13 protein-coding genes and 1 pseudogene are annotated in these 15,722 nt (G+C 38.1%); 6 read left to right on the top strand and 8 right to left on the bottom strand.

The genetic code is table 11. The annotated features are described in order from the left end of the window. The 3 genes and pseudogenes from AC6F75_RS06460 to AC6F75_RS06450 form a co-directional block, all read right to left on the bottom strand. Positions 1-536, bottom strand: a pseudogene (locus AC6F75_RS06460) (porin family protein); the annotation flags it as partial. A 114-nt stretch (positions 537-650) separates the two neighbouring features. After that, positions 651-1,853: a glycine C-acetyltransferase gene (gene kbl, locus AC6F75_RS06455; RefSeq protein WP_500714134.1), complete on the bottom strand. Its 1,203-nt coding sequence runs from the start codon at positions 1,851-1,853 to the stop codon at positions 651-653. A 42-nt stretch (positions 1,854-1,895) separates the two neighbouring features. Continuing rightward, entirely contained in the window at positions 1,896-5,042 is a 3,147-nt protein-coding gene (locus AC6F75_RS06450; protein WP_500714133.1) for a UvrD-helicase domain-containing protein, read from the bottom strand. A 162-nt stretch (positions 5,043-5,204) separates the two neighbouring features. Between AC6F75_RS06450 and AC6F75_RS06445 the strand changes: the two genes are divergently transcribed. Next, positions 5,205-5,816 carry a Fe-Mn family superoxide dismutase gene (locus AC6F75_RS06445; RefSeq protein ID WP_500714132.1) on the top strand — a complete coding sequence of 204 codons (612 nt, stop codon included), beginning with the start codon at positions 5,205-5,207 and terminating at the stop codon, positions 5,814-5,816. 423 nt (positions 5,817-6,239) lie between these two features. Here AC6F75_RS06445 and AC6F75_RS06440 read toward each other — a convergent pair whose 3' ends face one another. The 5 genes from AC6F75_RS06440 to purN form a co-directional block, all read right to left on the bottom strand. Next, positions 6,240-8,138 (bottom strand): amidophosphoribosyltransferase, encoded by a 1,899-nt coding sequence (locus AC6F75_RS06440; protein ID WP_500714131.1) that lies wholly within the window; start codon positions 8,136-8,138, stop codon positions 6,240-6,242. Between the two features lie 56 nt (positions 8,139-8,194). After that, positions 8,195-9,121 carry a PfkB family carbohydrate kinase gene (locus AC6F75_RS06435; RefSeq protein ID WP_500714130.1) on the bottom strand — a complete coding sequence of 309 codons (927 nt, stop codon included), beginning with the start codon at positions 9,119-9,121 and terminating at the stop codon, positions 8,195-8,197. A gap of 86 nt (positions 9,122-9,207) precedes the next feature. Then, on the bottom strand, positions 9,208-9,768 hold the full coding sequence (locus tag AC6F75_RS06430) for a hypothetical protein (RefSeq protein WP_500714129.1): 561 nt from the start codon (positions 9,766-9,768) through the stop codon (positions 9,208-9,210). Positions 9,769-9,912: 144 nt separating this feature from the next. Continuing rightward, positions 9,913-10,548: a ribonuclease H1 domain-containing protein gene (locus tag AC6F75_RS06425; protein ID WP_500714128.1), complete on the bottom strand. Its 636-nt coding sequence runs from the start codon at positions 10,546-10,548 to the stop codon at positions 9,913-9,915. After that, on the bottom strand, positions 10,541-11,146 hold the full coding sequence (gene purN, locus AC6F75_RS06420; RefSeq protein WP_500714127.1) for a phosphoribosylglycinamide formyltransferase: 606 nt from the start codon (positions 11,144-11,146) through the stop codon (positions 10,541-10,543). The genes AC6F75_RS06425 and purN overlap by 8 nt, the downstream gene beginning before the upstream one ends. Before the next feature lie 149 nt (positions 11,147-11,295). On the opposite strand from purN, the gene AC6F75_RS06415 reads away from it, so the two are divergent. From AC6F75_RS06415 to pyk, 5 genes are all read left to right on the top strand, one after another. Next, positions 11,296-11,529, top strand: coding sequence for an acyl carrier protein (locus AC6F75_RS06415; RefSeq protein WP_188438527.1), 234 nt, complete (start codon positions 11,296-11,298; stop codon positions 11,527-11,529). Between the two features lie 13 nt (positions 11,530-11,542). Then, entirely contained in the window at positions 11,543-12,796 is a 1,254-nt protein-coding gene (gene fabF / locus AC6F75_RS06410; protein WP_500714126.1) for a beta-ketoacyl-ACP synthase II, read from the top strand. A gap of 6 nt (positions 12,797-12,802) precedes the next feature. Continuing rightward, positions 12,803-13,558: a ribonuclease III gene (gene rnc, locus AC6F75_RS06405; RefSeq protein ID WP_500714125.1), complete on the top strand. Its 756-nt coding sequence runs from the start codon at positions 12,803-12,805 to the stop codon at positions 13,556-13,558. An 85-nt stretch (positions 13,559-13,643) separates the two neighbouring features. After that, on the top strand, positions 13,644-14,123 hold the full coding sequence (locus AC6F75_RS06400; RefSeq protein ID WP_500714124.1) for an IPExxxVDY family protein: 480 nt from the start codon (positions 13,644-13,646) through the stop codon (positions 14,121-14,123). Continuing rightward, positions 14,123-15,550 carry a pyruvate kinase gene (pyk, locus tag AC6F75_RS06395; protein ID WP_500714123.1) on the top strand — a complete coding sequence of 476 codons (1,428 nt, stop codon included), beginning with the start codon at positions 14,123-14,125 and terminating at the stop codon, positions 15,548-15,550. The genes AC6F75_RS06400 and pyk overlap by 1 nt, the downstream gene beginning before the upstream one ends. The last annotated feature ends 172 nt before the right edge of the window (positions 15,551-15,722 follow it).

Raw genomic sequence — 15,722 nt, 5'->3', positions numbered from 1 at the left:
TGAAGGTTTAAAGCAAGTGATTCGCTCAACCAAAACTTAAAACCTAAAAGAGCATTTGCGGTTCCAAATCCAATCTCGTCAACCCAAGTATAACCACCGCCAATACCCAACTGTGGGTCAAACCAAGAACTGTTTAATGCGTTTTTGAAGCTGTATTTAACTTCACCGTCTGCAGCAAAGTAAGTAAGGTCTTTAGTGGTTCCTAGACCTATGTCGCTTACGTTTAAATCCCCAAAATTTTTAATTCTGTTTACGGAACCTGCAGCTGTGAAAATAAAACCACCTCCCATGTATTTAGAAACGGCAAGTCTAGATACTGATGGTAGAACATTCCAATGACTAGTCTTAAAATACTTGTCAAAAATTTCTCCTCTAAGTTCTGCAGGAATTCTGTCATCTACCTTGCCAACAGGGTAAACATCAACTGCGTTGATACCAATCTCAACCGCCCAGGGGTTGTACTCGTCTTGAGCATTTAGATTACTTAATCCGAAGATAAGTAAAGATGCAACTAATAATCTGCTAAGATGTTTCATATTCAATAATTTAAATTTTAAGTGTTAATTGTAGCAAAATTAAGTCGTTAATAACGATTAACAAAACCAAATCTACTAAATTTTTTAGAATATATCGCAATAAATTTTTAAGAACTACGTTGCGTGAATTACACCCATCTCTTTTCCAACCTTTTTGAAGGCTTCTAAAGCCCTGTTTAAGTGCTCTTTAGTGTGGGCGGCGGAGAGTTGTACCCTGATTCTTGCCTTGCCCTTTGGCACTACAGGAAAGAAAAATCCTATAACATAAATTCCTTCTGCCAGCAGCTTGTCAGCCATAGTCTGAGACAATTTAGCGTCATAAAGCATTACAGGTACTATGGCTGAGTCGCCATCTATGATGTCAAAACCGGCTTCAAGCATCCCTTTTTTGAAATATGAAGTGTTTTCAGCAAGTTTATCTCTTAATGTAGTATCGTTTTCAAGCAATTCAAAAACTTTGATTGAAGCGCCCACTATCGCAGGAGCCAGCGAATTTGAGAACAAATAGGGCCTGGATCGCTGACGCAGCATTTCTATGATTTCCTTTTTCCCTGTTGTGTAGCCTCCCATCGCCCCTCCAAGGGCTTTTCCGAGGGTTCCGGTAATGATGTCTATCCTGCCCATAACGCCTTTTTCTTCTAAAGTCCCGCGACCTGTCTCACCAATAAATCCTGCGGCATGGCATTCATCAATCATTACCATTGCATCATATTTATCTGCCAAATCACAGATTTTATCCAACGGGGCAACAAGACCGTCCATGGAGAAAACACCATCGGTTACTATGATTTTAAAACGGGCGCCATTAGCATTGGCCTCTATAAGCTTTGCTTCAAGGTCTGCCATATCACTGTTTTCATAACGGTATCTGGCTGCTTTACAAAGCCTGACACCGTCTATGATAGAAGCATGGTTAAGTGAATCTGAAATTATGGCATCTTCAGCACCAAAAAGCGGTTCAAAAACCCCGCCGTTGGCATCAAAGGCTGCCGCATATAAAATGGTGTCTTCAGTGTGATAAAAATCTGCAATCTTTTGCTCAAGTTTTTTGTGAATGTCCTGAGTGCCACATATAAAACGAACCGATGACATTCCAAAACCATGAGCATCCATAGCGTCTTTTGCAGCCTGAATTACTTCTTTGTTTGACGAAAGGCCTAAATAATTGTTTGCACAAAAATTAATCACCTCCTGGCCGGTTGAAATTTTTATAACTGCATCCTGTGGTGAAGTGATAATCCTTTCTTTTTTGAAAAGGCCATTGTCTTTAATTTCTTGCAATTCTTTTTCTAAATGTTCTTTGATTTTACCGTACATAGTATTCAATGTTTTTTGCAAAGGTATCTATTTTTATGGAGCTTATTTTACACCTACTACCTCAACTTTTTCTTTGATATAGACCAACAACATCTGATGAACCTTAAAGCCCATAGCCGTTAAAACCTCACCATATCTTTTGATTTGATTTGCGTATTCGGGCTTTTCCGCTCCGGTTTTATAGTCAATTATGGTAACCTGATTGTTTTCAATAAAATTGATCCTGTCCGGTCTCAGGCTTTCTCCGTTTTGCGTAAAAATTTCTTTTTCGTTAAAGGTCTCTGCATTGGGCTTAAAATATTCCATCAGATCCTGATGAGAAACCAAATCAGTCAGAATTTTATCTATTTCTTTAGCTTGAATTTCCGAAATTATGCCGGCAAGAATAAATTTTTGCAATACAGAGTCTTTATCATTTGCAGAAAATATTTCAGCAAGAATATCGTGCAATAAATCACCTTTTTCAATGGCTTTTTCTTTTTCGGTATTCCAGAGCAGGGCTTTCTTGGTGGCAATTTTTATGATTTTTGTATAGGGATTGTTTTCCGGGAATTTTTCAGTAGTAATGGTATTTATAGTTGCCTCTTCTTCTTTGACGTCAGAAAGCTTTTCGGCTTTACCGGATTCATAAAGGGTTTTTGAGTCATCCCATACCTCAGTTTCTTTCAAAAAACGATGAAAAATGGAAGCTGTCCTGTTTTCTTTTCCAATGGAGTTGATGTCTGTCAAAACATAGAGTTGCTCAACGGCACGTGTCATGGCAACATAAACAATGTTCAAGGTGTCCAGTTCAGATTTCATTTTGACTTCCTCGTAAACTGCCCGGGTGGTTTCGCCATGGTTTTCAAGTTCCTTTTTTGCGGGAACCAGCATTTCTGAAAAGCCGTTAAATTCATTTTCATCTATGGGTAACCAGATTTTTTCTTTATGAGCGGTAACGATATCATCGTCTGCAAAGGGGTAAATTACCACAGGAAATTCAAGCCCTTTTGACTTATGTACGGTCATTATGGTAACGGCATCGATTTGATCAGAAATTTCAACACTGCTTTTTGATTTTTTGTCTTCCCAAAATTCCAAAAATGTTTGAATCGTGTTGGACTCTTTTGAAGAAAACTCATAAACAAGTTCCAAAAACGACTGAATGTATGCCACCCTTTTTTTGAAAAGTGAAAAGGAGTTGCAAATGTTTTCACACAAATCAAATAACGGAATGCCTGAAGAAAATTCTAAATAAAAATCAACACCCAGAGACTCAAATTTTTTGGAGATTTCAGTTTTGGAAAAATTTAGAGCCTCCGTCAAAAAGTCTGAAAGTGGTTGTTGGGTTTCAAGGTGACTATGAAGGAAATAAAACACATCTGCGCGCGCTTTTTTGTCCTCAAAGTTTTGAATGGTTTTTAGCAGGTTTATAATAAAAATAATTTCCGGAGCGCTTTCAAGCAGCAAGGCTTCAGACGAGATTATTTTTATATTATTTTTAGAGAGAAACTCAGCCAAAGCAACACCTTGGTTGTTTGTTCTGACCAGAATGCAAATATCACCCAGGGCATAATTTTGACGAATGAGGCTGTAAATAATTTCAAGTGTTTTTTCCTGATAAACCCTGTTTTTATCGTCTTCAGATTTTGGATCTAGAAATTCTATAGAAACATAACCACCTTTCTTGCCAGTGGTTTTTTGGGAATTTCCGGTTTCATACAACTGATTGTGAAGAACGGAAGTAAAGGTCGAAGCAACAAAACTAAAAAAAGTATTGTTAAACGTGATGACTTCGTCAAAGCTTCTGAAATTAGTATCGAGTGTACTTACATTTTTATCTATCGAAAGAAAGGGGTTGAATTTCTCATAGAGGCTAATAAATTGATCAGGGTCACCTCCGCGCCAGCGGTAAATGGACTGTTTGGCATCGCCCACCAACAACAAACTTCCTGAAAGTTGGTCGTGTCCGGATTGTGATAGGGCATTTTCAATCAAGGGAATTAAATTGTTCCATTGCATTTGTGAAGTGTCCTGAAACTCGTCTATAAAATAATGGCGGTATTTTTCACCCAATCGCTCATAGATAAAAGGGGCAGGCTGATTTTTAATTTCGTTGTTGATGCGGGTATTGAATTCAGAAATGGGTAAAATGTTTTTCTCAGATTGAATATTGAGATACTCCTTATATATAGCATTTATCAGAGAAAGGGAGTTGACATTTTGTAGGATTAAATTCAGAAAACCAATTTGCAGAAGCTGTTGTGCAGAATTTTCAAAAAGGTTAACAAATCTTGGAGTTAACCTGTCGATGACTGCAGCTTTTTCGCCTATTACCCTGTTTGGGTAAAGCTGGCTTGACCCAAAATTTTGTTGCCATCCGGCTCCGGTAAGGACATCAACCCTTCCGTTTGCAATATTTTGAAAATACCTTGGGAAATATTTGCCTGAAAAATCAGAATCTTCAAGATCGTTTTTCGAAAGGACATCAAAAAACTCTATAGACAAAAATTTTAATTGATTTTCAGCGGCTTGTTTTTTAACTAAAAGGGTGTTTTTAAGTTGAATAAAATCGGCTATGGTTTTGGATTTTAGCTGTTCAAAATGCTTCAGGTCATTCTCGTTTCTGAGAATATGACTGATTTTTTTCAGGTCTGAAGAGATGTCCCAACTTTTATCATCGTCGGCTTTTTCAAAACTGAAATCAAGTATTACTTTGGTGAGTTGTTCATTGATTCCCACTTGTGAAATTACTTTATCAACGGCTTCATTTAAAACAACATCTACTTCGAGTTCTACTTCAAAGTTTGTCGCCAACTTTAAATCCCGTGCAAATGTGCGAATCAGTCTGTGGTTGAACCTGTCAATGGTTTCCACATCAAAAAAACTGTAATGATGGAGAATAAATTGAATTGCCCTTTGGGCCCTGAGTCTAATTTCGTTTTCATTGAGGTTTGTTTCGCTGGAAACAAGATTAAACATTGTCAGGTGTTTGTCAGGGGTTGGGTTTTTAGAAAAAGCATTCAAGCTATCCAGGATGCGGTGTTTCATTTCGCCCACAGCTTTGTTTGTGAATGTGACGGCCAAGATATGTTTAAAGTAGTCAGGCTTGTTTGAGGCGAGTAAAATGGACAGGTATGCTTTGACAAGGGTAAATGTTTTACCCGAACCCGCAGAAGCATTAAAAATTGAAAATGGATGCTGAATCATAAAATAATTTTTACTAAGATACTAACATCGTTTTAGTTTCACATACACTTTGAGTATAGTTTTAATTTATTTGGCTATTAACTCTTTATGTTATTTATAACAGATATTAAGCAGAAGAATTTGTAAATTTGGTATTCATTATTAACCAAAAAAACTAGAATTATGTCATTTGAATTACCACAATTAAAATATGCTCACGATGCGCTTGAGCCACACATTGACGCCAAAACCATGGAAATCCACCATGGTAAGCATCACGCCGGGTATACAGCAAACTTGAACAAAGCTATAGAAGGAACTGATATGGAGGGTAAAACCATTGAGAACATCCTTATCAATCTGGACATGAAAAACAAAGCGGTTAGAAATAACGGAGGTGGTTTTTACAATCACCGTTTGTTTTGGGAAATAATGTCACCGGATGGAGGGGGAAGACCAATCGGTGAATTGGCTGAAGCTATTAACCGTGATTTCCAAAGTTTTGAGAATTTTAAAGAAAGATTTTCTGAAGCAGCAGCTACACAGTTTGGTTCAGGTTGGGCTTGGCTTTGCGTACAAAAAGGGGGAAAACTAGAAATTTGTGCAACCCCAAACCAGGATAACCCTTTAATGCCGGAAGTTGGTTGCGGGGGCACACCCATTCTAGGTTTGGATGTTTGGGAGCATGCCTACTATTTAAATTACCAAAACCGAAGACCTGACTATATCAGCGCATTTTTTAATGTGATTGACTGGAAAGAAGTGGGAGCAAGGTATGTCCAAAATGAGGAATAGAATTACCTCCATAAAATAAAAAAAGGGAAACGAAAGTTTCCCTTTTTTTGCCCCAAATTTACCATAAACTTAACCTACTTATGCTATGGTGAGACAAATGTATGTGAATATAGCCGGACAATTAGAGGTTTTAGATAAAAAACAATTATATCCGACAAAAAGCATAAAATTGAAAGAAAAAAAGGTGATTTTACTTTAAGAAAATCGGATGGTTTAAAAATAAAAAAAGGTAAACGAGAGTTTACCTTTTTTTGCCCCAAATCTACCATGAACTTAACCTACTTATGCTATGGTATGGTCAAATATATTTCAATTATTTTGAATAGATACTTGCAAAACAATGTTTTAGATTAAAAACAAAAAACACCGATAAAAGGAATAAAAAAATAAGAATAATGTAAGAAAATATAAACTCAAAAATATTTAATAAGCACGCTCTTTGTTCCCTTCATAAAAATTGATGAAGGCTTTATTAACTACCCTGTTTCCACCGGGAGTGGGATAATCTCCAGTAAAGTACCAGTCACCTAAATTTTTTGGACAAGCTTTGTGTAGGTTTTCTACAGTTTGAAAAATAATTTTAACACCTGCCTTGGTGTCCTCTGGTTTTAGAATTTCAGCAATTTTATCTGAAATTTCATCGTCTGTAAAAGGGGTGTATATTTCCTTTACAAAATTGGTGACTTCAGAATCTTCAAGATGCTCCTGAACTTTACATTTTTTATAAACTTCTTCAATAACATTTTGTTTTCCGTTTTCTTTGAGAAGCTCCAAAGCTGCTTCAAATGCTATTAGGTTTTCAAGTCGTGCCATATCAATTCCGTAACAGTCCGGATACCTGATTTGTGGTGCTGATGAAACAACAATTATTTGTTTTGGTTTTAACCGGTCAAGAATTTTTAAAATACTCTTTTTTAAAGTTGTTCCTCTTACAATGCTGTCGTCTATGATAACCAGGCTGTCTTCCGGTTTTATAACGCCATAGGTAACATCATAAACGTGGGCTACAAGATCATCCCTACTACTGTCTTCGGTAATAAATGTTCTTAACTTGACATCCTTAATGGCAATTTTTTCTGTTCTTAATTTATACGATTGGATTTTTTCAAGTTTTTCGTTGGTAAGATTTCCTTGTTCTTTTAAAATTGCTTCGTTTTTCTGTTTGTTGAGCTCATCCTGAGCAGCTTCCACCATTCCGTAAAAGGAGGTTTCTGCTGTGTTTGGAATATATGAAAAAACGGTTTTCTGAGTATCATAGTTGATGGCCTGAAGCACTTTGGGCATCAACAACCTACCCAGTTCTTTTCTTTCCTGATAGATTTCAGCATCGCTTCCTCTTGAAAAATAAATACGTTCAAAGGAACACGATTTTTTTTCGAGTGGGGTCAGTACCGGTTCAATGGAGAATTTTCCAGATTTTTTAACTATAAGCGCATGACCCGGATCAAGTTCTTGCACGCTTTCAAAAGGCACGTTAAAAACGGTTTGAATCACCGGGCGTTCAGAAGCAATAACAACCACTTCATCGTCTTTGTAATAGTATGTGGGTCTGATTCCGGCCGGGTCTCTTAATACAAAACAATCGCCGTGACCTAAAAGTCCTGCCATAGCATAACCACCATCCCAGTCTTTGGATGATTTTTTAAGTATTTTTTGAATGTCAAGTTTCTTTGCTATGTAGGGCGAAGCTTCAATTTTGGTTAATCCTTTTGCTTTCGCTTTTTTATAGAGTTTGTTTACTGCATCGTCTAGAAAATGCCCGATTTTTTCCATAACCGTAATGGTGTCGGCTTTTTCTTTGGGGTGCATTCCCATATCAATGAGGTTGTTAAACAGCTGGGTGGTATTGGTCATATTAAAATTTCCGGCAATGATTAAATTGCGGTGCATCCAGTTGTTTTGACGCATAAAAGGGTGCACGTTTTCGACACTGTTTTTGCCAAAAGTTCCATAACGTACATGGCCAAGAAGCAGCTCTCCAACAAAAGGCATATTACTTTTTTGTGCTGCAACGTCGTTTATATATTCGGGAAATTCTGTAAAATAATTATTGATTTCGTCATTGATGTGGTTAAAAATGTCCTGAATGGGCTGCGCAGCGTTTGAACGCTTACGACTTATGTATCTGCTGCCCGGCTGGGCATCAAGTTTTACGCTGGCAAAACCGGCACCATCCTGGCCACGGTTGTGTTGCTTTTCCATCATCAGGTACATTTTGTTGACGCCATAAAATGCCGTACCATACTTTTCATGATAGTATTCAAGTGGTTTTAACAACCGGATTAATGCAATGCCACATTCGTGTTTTAACTGGTCACTCATAGTGCTATATTGAGTCTAATTTAATTAAAAAACGCTCCAAATTTTGGAGCGCATATTTATTTTAGTTCGATTTCAAACTGAGTTAAATTTTTAAACTGAAGCAGGCGTTTATGTAACTCTGCCTGAGTAAGCGTTTGCATCCGCTCGGTTCCGAATTTTTCGACACAAAAAGAGGCAAGCGTTGAGCCGTATATAATAGCATTTTTCATATTGTCAAAACTCAAATCGTCACTTTTTGAAAGATAACCTGCAAAGCCACCAGCAAAGGTGTCTCCCGCTCCGGTGGGATCAAAAACTTCTTCCAGAGGCAATGCCGGGGCAAAAAATATTTGTTCTTCGTGAAAAAGTAACGCACCATGCTCTCCTTTTTTTATCACAACATATTTTGGGCCCATATCCTGAATTTTTCTGGCTGCAACAACCAGCGAGTATTCTCCGGTGAGTTGTCTCGCTTCTTCGTCGTTGATTGTAATGACATCTACTTTTGATATCACTTGCTTGAGCAAGTCCAAAGTGTTGTCCATCCAAAAGTTCATGGTGTCCAGAATTATAAGTTTTGGTCGAGGCTCCATTTGACCAATTACACTTAATTGAACAGCAGGATGCAGGTTGCCCAACATTACTATTTCCGCATTTTTAAAATTTTCGGGCACCTTTGGGCTGAAGTCTGCAAGCACATTGAGTTGGGTGTCGAGGGTATCTCTGGAGTTGAGGTCGTTTCTGTATTTGCCACTCCAGAAAAATGTTTTTCCGCTTTCAACAACTTCGAGCGCGGAAACATCAATATTTCGCTGCTCGAAAAGGTCTATATATTTTCTGGGAAAATCGCCGCCAACAACAGATACTATTGCAGCATCAGCCTGAAATTGAGAAGCGGCCAGGCCAATGTATGTGGCTGCTCCGCCCAGGATTTTATCGGTTTTCCCGAAAGGGGTTTCAATAGCGTCAAAAGCGACGGTGCCCACAATGACTAATTTGCTCATGCTTTGAGTTTAATTGGAGGTGCAAATATAGACCAATATTTTGGTTGAAAAAAAAACAGAATCCCCAAAGTTACTCCTCTTAGAGTTTACTTTTGAATGGTAATATAATTCTGAGGAAGTAAAAAATAGTCTTGAGATACCCCATTCAAATATATGGTGTGCTGAGGGTTTTTAAAAATTTCCTTTTTGTTTTGAATGCGAAGGGTGTCAACAGTACTGTCCGGAAATTTAAGCAAATAATAAGAGTTGTGATTCCAATGAGCCCAATTGTCATATCCACACTCTGAAGTAGGTCCCATACCCACATGAACACCCATAAAAAAAGTGTGCCCAGAAGCACTTGTTCCTTTATGGCCAAAGACAACTGTTTCAAAGGTTGAATAGTCATCATCTACTTGATATAGTGGGTCCCAAATAACTTCATTGTTGTAAAAGGGAATGGGAGAGAGTACACCGTTTTGCATTTCATGTTTATTGGAAATAAAAACCTCTTCATCTTCAAAATGCTCGTTTCCATTCTTTAGCTCAAAATAGAGTTCATATTCAATAGGCGAAAATTTAAAAATGGAATCACAATCGTCTGCTTTACCACAACTCAGCAACAATATAAACAACGCAGATAAATAAGTGATTACAGGCTTTTTCATATCTAACTGATTAGAATTCACGAGTTAAAGATAAACAATATTTCAATACTGCCATCTCCCAAAACTTGCCGGGATTTCCCCTCAGGCTTTGGATTTCCAGTTTAACCCTCTCAGGGTTTTGAGTCCTGAGGGGGTTGACAAACATCACTTCCTCCCAAAATCTGCCGGGATTTCTCCCCAGGCTTTGGTTTCCCATTTTACGATTTTTGTAGAATAAGTGTTGGTTTTCAGCCAGTGTTCTGCCCTTTGGACCAGCTCAAAAAGGTCTTTGTTTTTGGCGGTTTGTTTGAGTTTGGTGCGGCACTTCTTAACTTTCACCCAGCCCATCGCAATTTTTGAGTCAGTGTAAATGATTCTGTCGCTGTTGTTTTTTTTAAGATAGGCAAGTCCGTGAACCAAGGCTAAAAACTCTCCTATATTATTGGTTCCTTCTTTAAAAGGCCCCTGATGAAACAGTTGTTTTGTGGTCTGGGTGTCCACCCCCCGGTATTCCATAATTCCGGGGTTGCCGCTTGAGGCTGCATCAACGGCTATGGAGTACAGGTTGGGCTCGCCATATTTTGCTTTTTCTAATGGAGAAAGTTCTTTCTTTTTTAGGCCTTTTCCCATATAGTCCTTATACTCGCCTTGAAAGGCTTTTTTTGCATCGTCTAAAGTTGAGAAGGATTTGTATTGCGCACCGGTTATGCCCGTTATGGCTTTTTTGCATTTTTCCCATGAATCAAATATCCCTGTTGGGTTGCCAAACCAAACCACATAATATTTCTGCTTTTTAGCCATTTACTTCTTTTTCGATTAATTCTTCAACCACTTTTGGGAAATGCTTTTGCTCAAGTTCGTGAATTTTTGATGCAACTGTTTCTGCGTTATCTGAAGGTAAAACTTCGGTTTTTGCCTGAAAAATAATTTTTCCTTCATCATAGTTTTCATTGACAAAATGAATGGTGATACCGGTTTCTTTTTCTTGATTTTCAACCACTGCATTATGCACATTCATGCCGTACATTCCTTTTCCGCCATATTTTGGCAACAGGGCAGGGTGGATATTGATTACCTTATTACTGTAATGGTTCAGTATCGATTCCGGAAACTTAAGCAAAAACCCGGCAAGAACAATCAGGTCTATCTGTGAGCCTTTAAGCTTATTCAAAACAATAGAGGTGTTGTTAAGTTCATTTTTGTTGAAAACGAAAGTTTCAACATCAAGATTTCTTGCTCTTTCAACCACTTTCGCATTTGGATTGTTTGAAAGCACTAATTCAACCTTGCCCAAAGAACTATTTTTAAAGTATTCAATCAGGTTTTGTGCATTTGTTCCTGAGCCGGAAGCAAAAACGGCAATTTTTTTCTTGTTGTTTAAATGGCTATGGTTGTTCAATGTAAGTGATTTTAGATGACAAAAGTAAAAGAAATAGAACGGAGTTAATCTAAAAATTACTAAATTAGAGCCACATTTTACAAGTATCGTGTTGTTTTAAATTAAAATATTTTATTTTTGCGACTTACTAAAATTAAAAAATTAAAATTATGTCAGACATTGCATCAAGAGTAAAAGCGATTATCGTAGACAAATTAGGTGTAGACGAAAACGAAGTTGTAACTGAAGCAAGCTTCACAAACGATTTAGGGGCAGACTCATTAGACACAGTAGAGCTAATCATGGAATTTGAAAAAGAATTTGACATCCAGATTCCCGATGATCAGGCTGAAAACATTTCAACTGTGGGTCAGGCAATTTCCTATATAGAAAACGCAAAATAAGAAATAATCCACAATGGTTTTAAAGCGAGTTGTTGTTACCGGTTTAGGTGCTCTTACTCCAATTGGGAACAATATATCTGAATATTGGGATGGATTGAAGAACGGGAGGAGTGGCTCAGCGCCCATCACCTATTTTGATACTGAAAAGTTCAAAACGAAATTCGCTTGCGAAATTAAAAATTTTGACCCCCTAAATTTTTTCGACCGAAAAGAAGCCAGGAAACTGGACAGGTTTGCTCAATATGCGCTTGTAGCTTCAGATGAGGCCATACAGGATGCCGGGTTGGAACTTGAAAAGTTGGATAAATTTCGTGTCGGCGTTATATGGGGAGCAGGAATAGGAGGGTTAGAAACCTTTCAAGATGAGGTGTTAAACTTTGCTGCTGGCGACGGCACGCCAAGGTTTAACCCTTTTTTTATTCCTAAAATGATTGCGGACATTGCGCCGGGTCATATATCCATTAAACATGGATTTATGGGGCCAAACTATACCACGGTTTCTGCTTGTGCATCATCTGCTAATGCTATGATTGATGCTTTGAATTACATCCGTCTTGGGCACTGTGATGTTATAGTTACCGGTGGCTCTGAAGCTGCAGTTACTAAAGCAGGTATGGGTGGATTTAATGCCATGCATGCATTGTCAACCATGAACGAAACACCCGAAACCGCCTCGCGCCCCTTTGACGCCACCCGCGACGGGTTTGTTCTTGGGGAAGGAGCAGGAGCACTAATATTGGAAGAATACGAGCATGCAAAAGCCCGAGGCGCAAAAATTTATGCCGAAATCATTGGCGGAGGGATGTCAAGTGATGCCTATCACTTAACTGCGCCACACCCTGACGGTATTGGAGTTGAACGCGTGATGTTGAATTGCTTAAACGACGCAGGCATTACAGCCAATCAAGTGGAAACGATAAACACCCACGGAACTTCAACGCCATTGGGAGATGTTGCAGAACTTAAAGCAATTTCAATGGTTTTTGGCACCCATGCACATAAAATTAATATTAATTCAACAAAGTCAATGACCGGACACTTACTGGGAGCTGCCGGAGCCATTGAAGCCATTGCATCCATTTTGGCAATGAAATACAGTTTGGTTCCTCCAACAATCAATCATTCTACTGTCGATAATAACATCGACCCTGCATTAAACTTAACACTCAATAAGGCTCAGGAAAGAGAAGTTAATGTGGCTATGAGTAATACTTTTGGATTTGGAGGCCACAATGCCTGTATTCTTTTCAGAAAGATTGAACAGTAATACTTAATGAATTCCTTTCGAAACATATTTAATTCCCGTGCTGAAAAGAACGGGAGTTTTTTTCGTGAAATAAAAAAAACAATTGGATTCAGACCCGGTGATATTTCCATTTATGAAATGGCATTTACGCATCGCTCTACAAATATTACTGATAAAAAAGGGAATATTTTAAACTATGAACGCCTGGAGTTTTTAGGTGATGCTATGCTGGGAGCTGTTATTGCAGCTCATTTGTTTAAAAAGGTGCCTTCAGGAAACGAAGGGTATCTCACAAAAATGAGGTCTAAAGTGGTGAGCCGTGAACACCTGAATGAGTTGGGAAGAGATTTGGATTTGATTAGGTTTGTAAGGTCAGCCATCCCACTTGAAAGTTTTGGACTCAATATTCATGGAAATATCTTTGAAGCATTAGTGGGAGCTATTTACCTGGACAAAGGGTTTAAATCCTGTGAAAAGTTTATACATAAAAGAGTAATTAAACCATATGTTGATATAGAAAAACTCGAGGGTAAAATCACCAGCTACAAAAGCTTGGTTATTGAGTGGTGTCAAAAAAACAAGAAAAAATTTGAATTTATAGTCTATGATGACACCGGCAACGACACGATTAAACACTTTGCCGTTAAGCTTCAAATTGAAGGAACCATAGCAGCAAAAGCCCGGGCAACCTCAAAGAAAAAAGCCGAAGAACGCGCGGCAAAACGAGCCTACTATAAACTTCAAAATAAAATCAATAAAGAGTCCTCTAACGGTAATGGATAATGTTCATTAATGAAAATTTTACATACGCTTTTTCCTTTATCTCCAAGGATACATTATCTTTACGGTTTAATGTTTATTGAGAATCATGCAACGACATCAATTGGAGCTAATAACCGAAGATGAATTTATGCTCATAGCCATTCATGGCAATGTTGAGGATTATAAGCTCGCATTTTTAATCAACAAGCATTTAAACTTTAACTTAAAGCGAAAGGAAAATGACCTCGATTTTTTTAAAAAGGAAGGACACATCACTTTTTCAGTTTTTCAATATCAGGACATTGAAAGAGAAGACATTTTTTGTCTGATAAATAACACATACAAATCTGTTACCGAAAAAACCACCAGTGCCGGAAGTTTATTTGAAACAAGCAATGAAGAAAAAACTCATTATCTGATTCCTGAATTCAAAAAAACCGAATACTTTTTAAAAATAGTTTCAGATGAACCGGAAACTTATGAGCAAAAAATTGTTTCACAACTCAATAAAATTCCTTCAATAATTACAGCATACCAAGTTGATCTCAACAATTTGAAATCAAAAAACAATTTAAATTTTGACTAATGCCGCAAAGAAAAAAAACCAAAATAGTTGCCACTCTAGGGCCCGCCACTCAAAGTAGGGGAACCATAAAAAATATGATACTTGCAGGGGTTGATGTGTTTAGGGTTAACTTTTCTCATGCCAACTATACAAACGTAAAGGAACGCATTGATACCATAAGGGAAATTGGAGCTTCGCTCGATTTTACACCTGCTATCCTTGCCGATTTGCAAGGCCCAAAACTGCGCGTGGGAATGATGAAAGAAGAAGTAATCGTAAAGCCGGGAGACGAAATATTGTTTTGTACCGGAGAAGAATTTGAGGGAAACGCCCGGCGTGTTTATATGAACTATGACACCTTTCCAATGGATGTTAAGCCCGGAGAAATGATACTGCTCGACGACGGCAAACTCCATTTTCAGGTAATGGAAACAAACAAACAAAATGAAGTTAAAGCCAAAGTCATTCAAGGCGGGCCTTTGCGCTCAAAAAAAGGAGTAAACCTGCCAAATACAAAGATATCGCTTCCGGCAATGACCGAAAAAGACATTGAAGACGCCATTTTTGCCATAGAACAAGAAGTGGACTGGATTGCACTTTCTTTTGTTAGGGATGCAGATGACCTTAAAATTTTAAATGAGCTTATTAAAGAACATTCTAAATACAAAATACCGGTGATTGCAAAAATCGAAAAACCGGAAGCCGTGAAGAATATTAAGAGAATCATCGCTCATTGTGATGGACTAATGGTTGCACGTGGTGACCTTGGAGTTGAAGTTCCCGCCAACGAGGTGCCACTCATTCAAAAAGAACTGGTGCTTGTCGCAAAAAATGCCAGAATACCGGTTATTATTGCCACACAAATGATGGAAACCATGATTACCTCACTCACTCCCACACGGGCTGAGGTCAACGATGTGGCCAACTCAGTAATGGACGGTGCAGACGCAGTAATGCTTTCCGGTGAAACCTCTATTGGAAACTATCCCGTACAAGTGGTGGAAACCATGGCAAAAATCCTTAAAACAGTTGAAAATTCTAAATTAATCACAGTTCCGCAGGAACCGCCGCAAATTAAAACAATCAGATATGTCACCAAATCGGTTTGTTATCATGCGGCCTTGATGGCTAACGAAATTGAAGCCAAAGCCATCTGTACGTTAACAAATAGTGGGTATACGGCTTTTCAAATTTCAGCATGGAGACCCAATGCACATATTTTGGTGTTCAGTTCAAACAAAAACATCATCACCAGAATGAATTTGCTATGGGGCGTCAGGGCTTTTCACTATGACAGGTTTGTAAGCACAGACACTACTGTTGACGACGTTAATAAAATTGCACTTGAGAAAGGTTTTGTGCAAAAAGGAGATTATCTCATTAACCTTGCGGCTATGCCCATAAAGGACAAGGGTATGGTAAACACCCTGCGGGTGTCACAGGTTTAATTAAAATTCAAATTTCAATTGCACGGCAACCGTTTCTTTTTTGGAGGCGGTTGTTGTTTTTTTGAATTAAACAATTTATCCTTTTCTTATTCTTAATTGTTCAATTTCTTGAGTTAGGTGTTTGTTATCTTGCTCCAGTTTTTCAATGTATTTTTTCAATGTTTCAAAAGCA

It is taken from the genome of Planktosalinus sp. (assembly GCF_059864935.1).
Note: the sequence above shows the minus strand (reverse complement) of the source record. Positions and strands in the feature narration are given on the sequence as shown.

Excerpts from the sequence above, each read along its gene's own strand:
- pyk (WP_500714123.1), top strand. The coding sequence starts at position 14,123 with ATGCCGCAAAGAAAAAAAACCAAAATAGTTGCCACTCTAGGGCCCGCC.
- AC6F75_RS06445 (WP_500714132.1), top strand. The coding sequence starts at position 5,205 with ATGTCATTTGAATTACCACAATTAAAATATGCTCACGATGCGCTTGAG.
- AC6F75_RS06430 (WP_500714129.1), bottom strand. The coding sequence starts at position 9,768 with ATGAAAAAGCCTGTAATCACTTATTTATCTGCGTTGTTTATATTGTTG.
- fabF (WP_500714126.1), top strand. The coding sequence starts at position 11,543 with ATGGTTTTAAAGCGAGTTGTTGTTACCGGTTTAGGTGCTCTTACTCCA.
- AC6F75_RS06425 (WP_500714128.1), bottom strand. The coding sequence starts at position 10,548 with ATGGCTAAAAAGCAGAAATATTATGTGGTTTGGTTTGGCAACCCAACA.
- AC6F75_RS06400 (WP_500714124.1), top strand. The coding sequence starts at position 13,644 with ATGCAACGACATCAATTGGAGCTAATAACCGAAGATGAATTTATGCTC.
- AC6F75_RS06440 (WP_500714131.1), bottom strand. The coding sequence starts at position 8,138 with ATGAGTGACCAGTTAAAACACGAATGTGGCATTGCATTAATCCGGTTG.
- AC6F75_RS06415 (WP_188438527.1), top strand. The coding sequence starts at position 11,296 with ATGTCAGACATTGCATCAAGAGTAAAAGCGATTATCGTAGACAAATTA.
- kbl (WP_500714134.1), bottom strand. The coding sequence starts at position 1,853 with ATGTACGGTAAAATCAAAGAACATTTAGAAAAAGAATTGCAAGAAATT.
- rnc (WP_500714125.1), top strand. The coding sequence starts at position 12,803 with ATGAATTCCTTTCGAAACATATTTAATTCCCGTGCTGAAAAGAACGGG.
- AC6F75_RS06435 (WP_500714130.1), bottom strand. The coding sequence starts at position 9,121 with ATGAGCAAATTAGTCATTGTGGGCACCGTCGCTTTTGACGCTATTGAA.
- AC6F75_RS06450 (WP_500714133.1), bottom strand. The coding sequence starts at position 5,042 with ATGATTCAGCATCCATTTTCAATTTTTAATGCTTCTGCGGGTTCGGGT.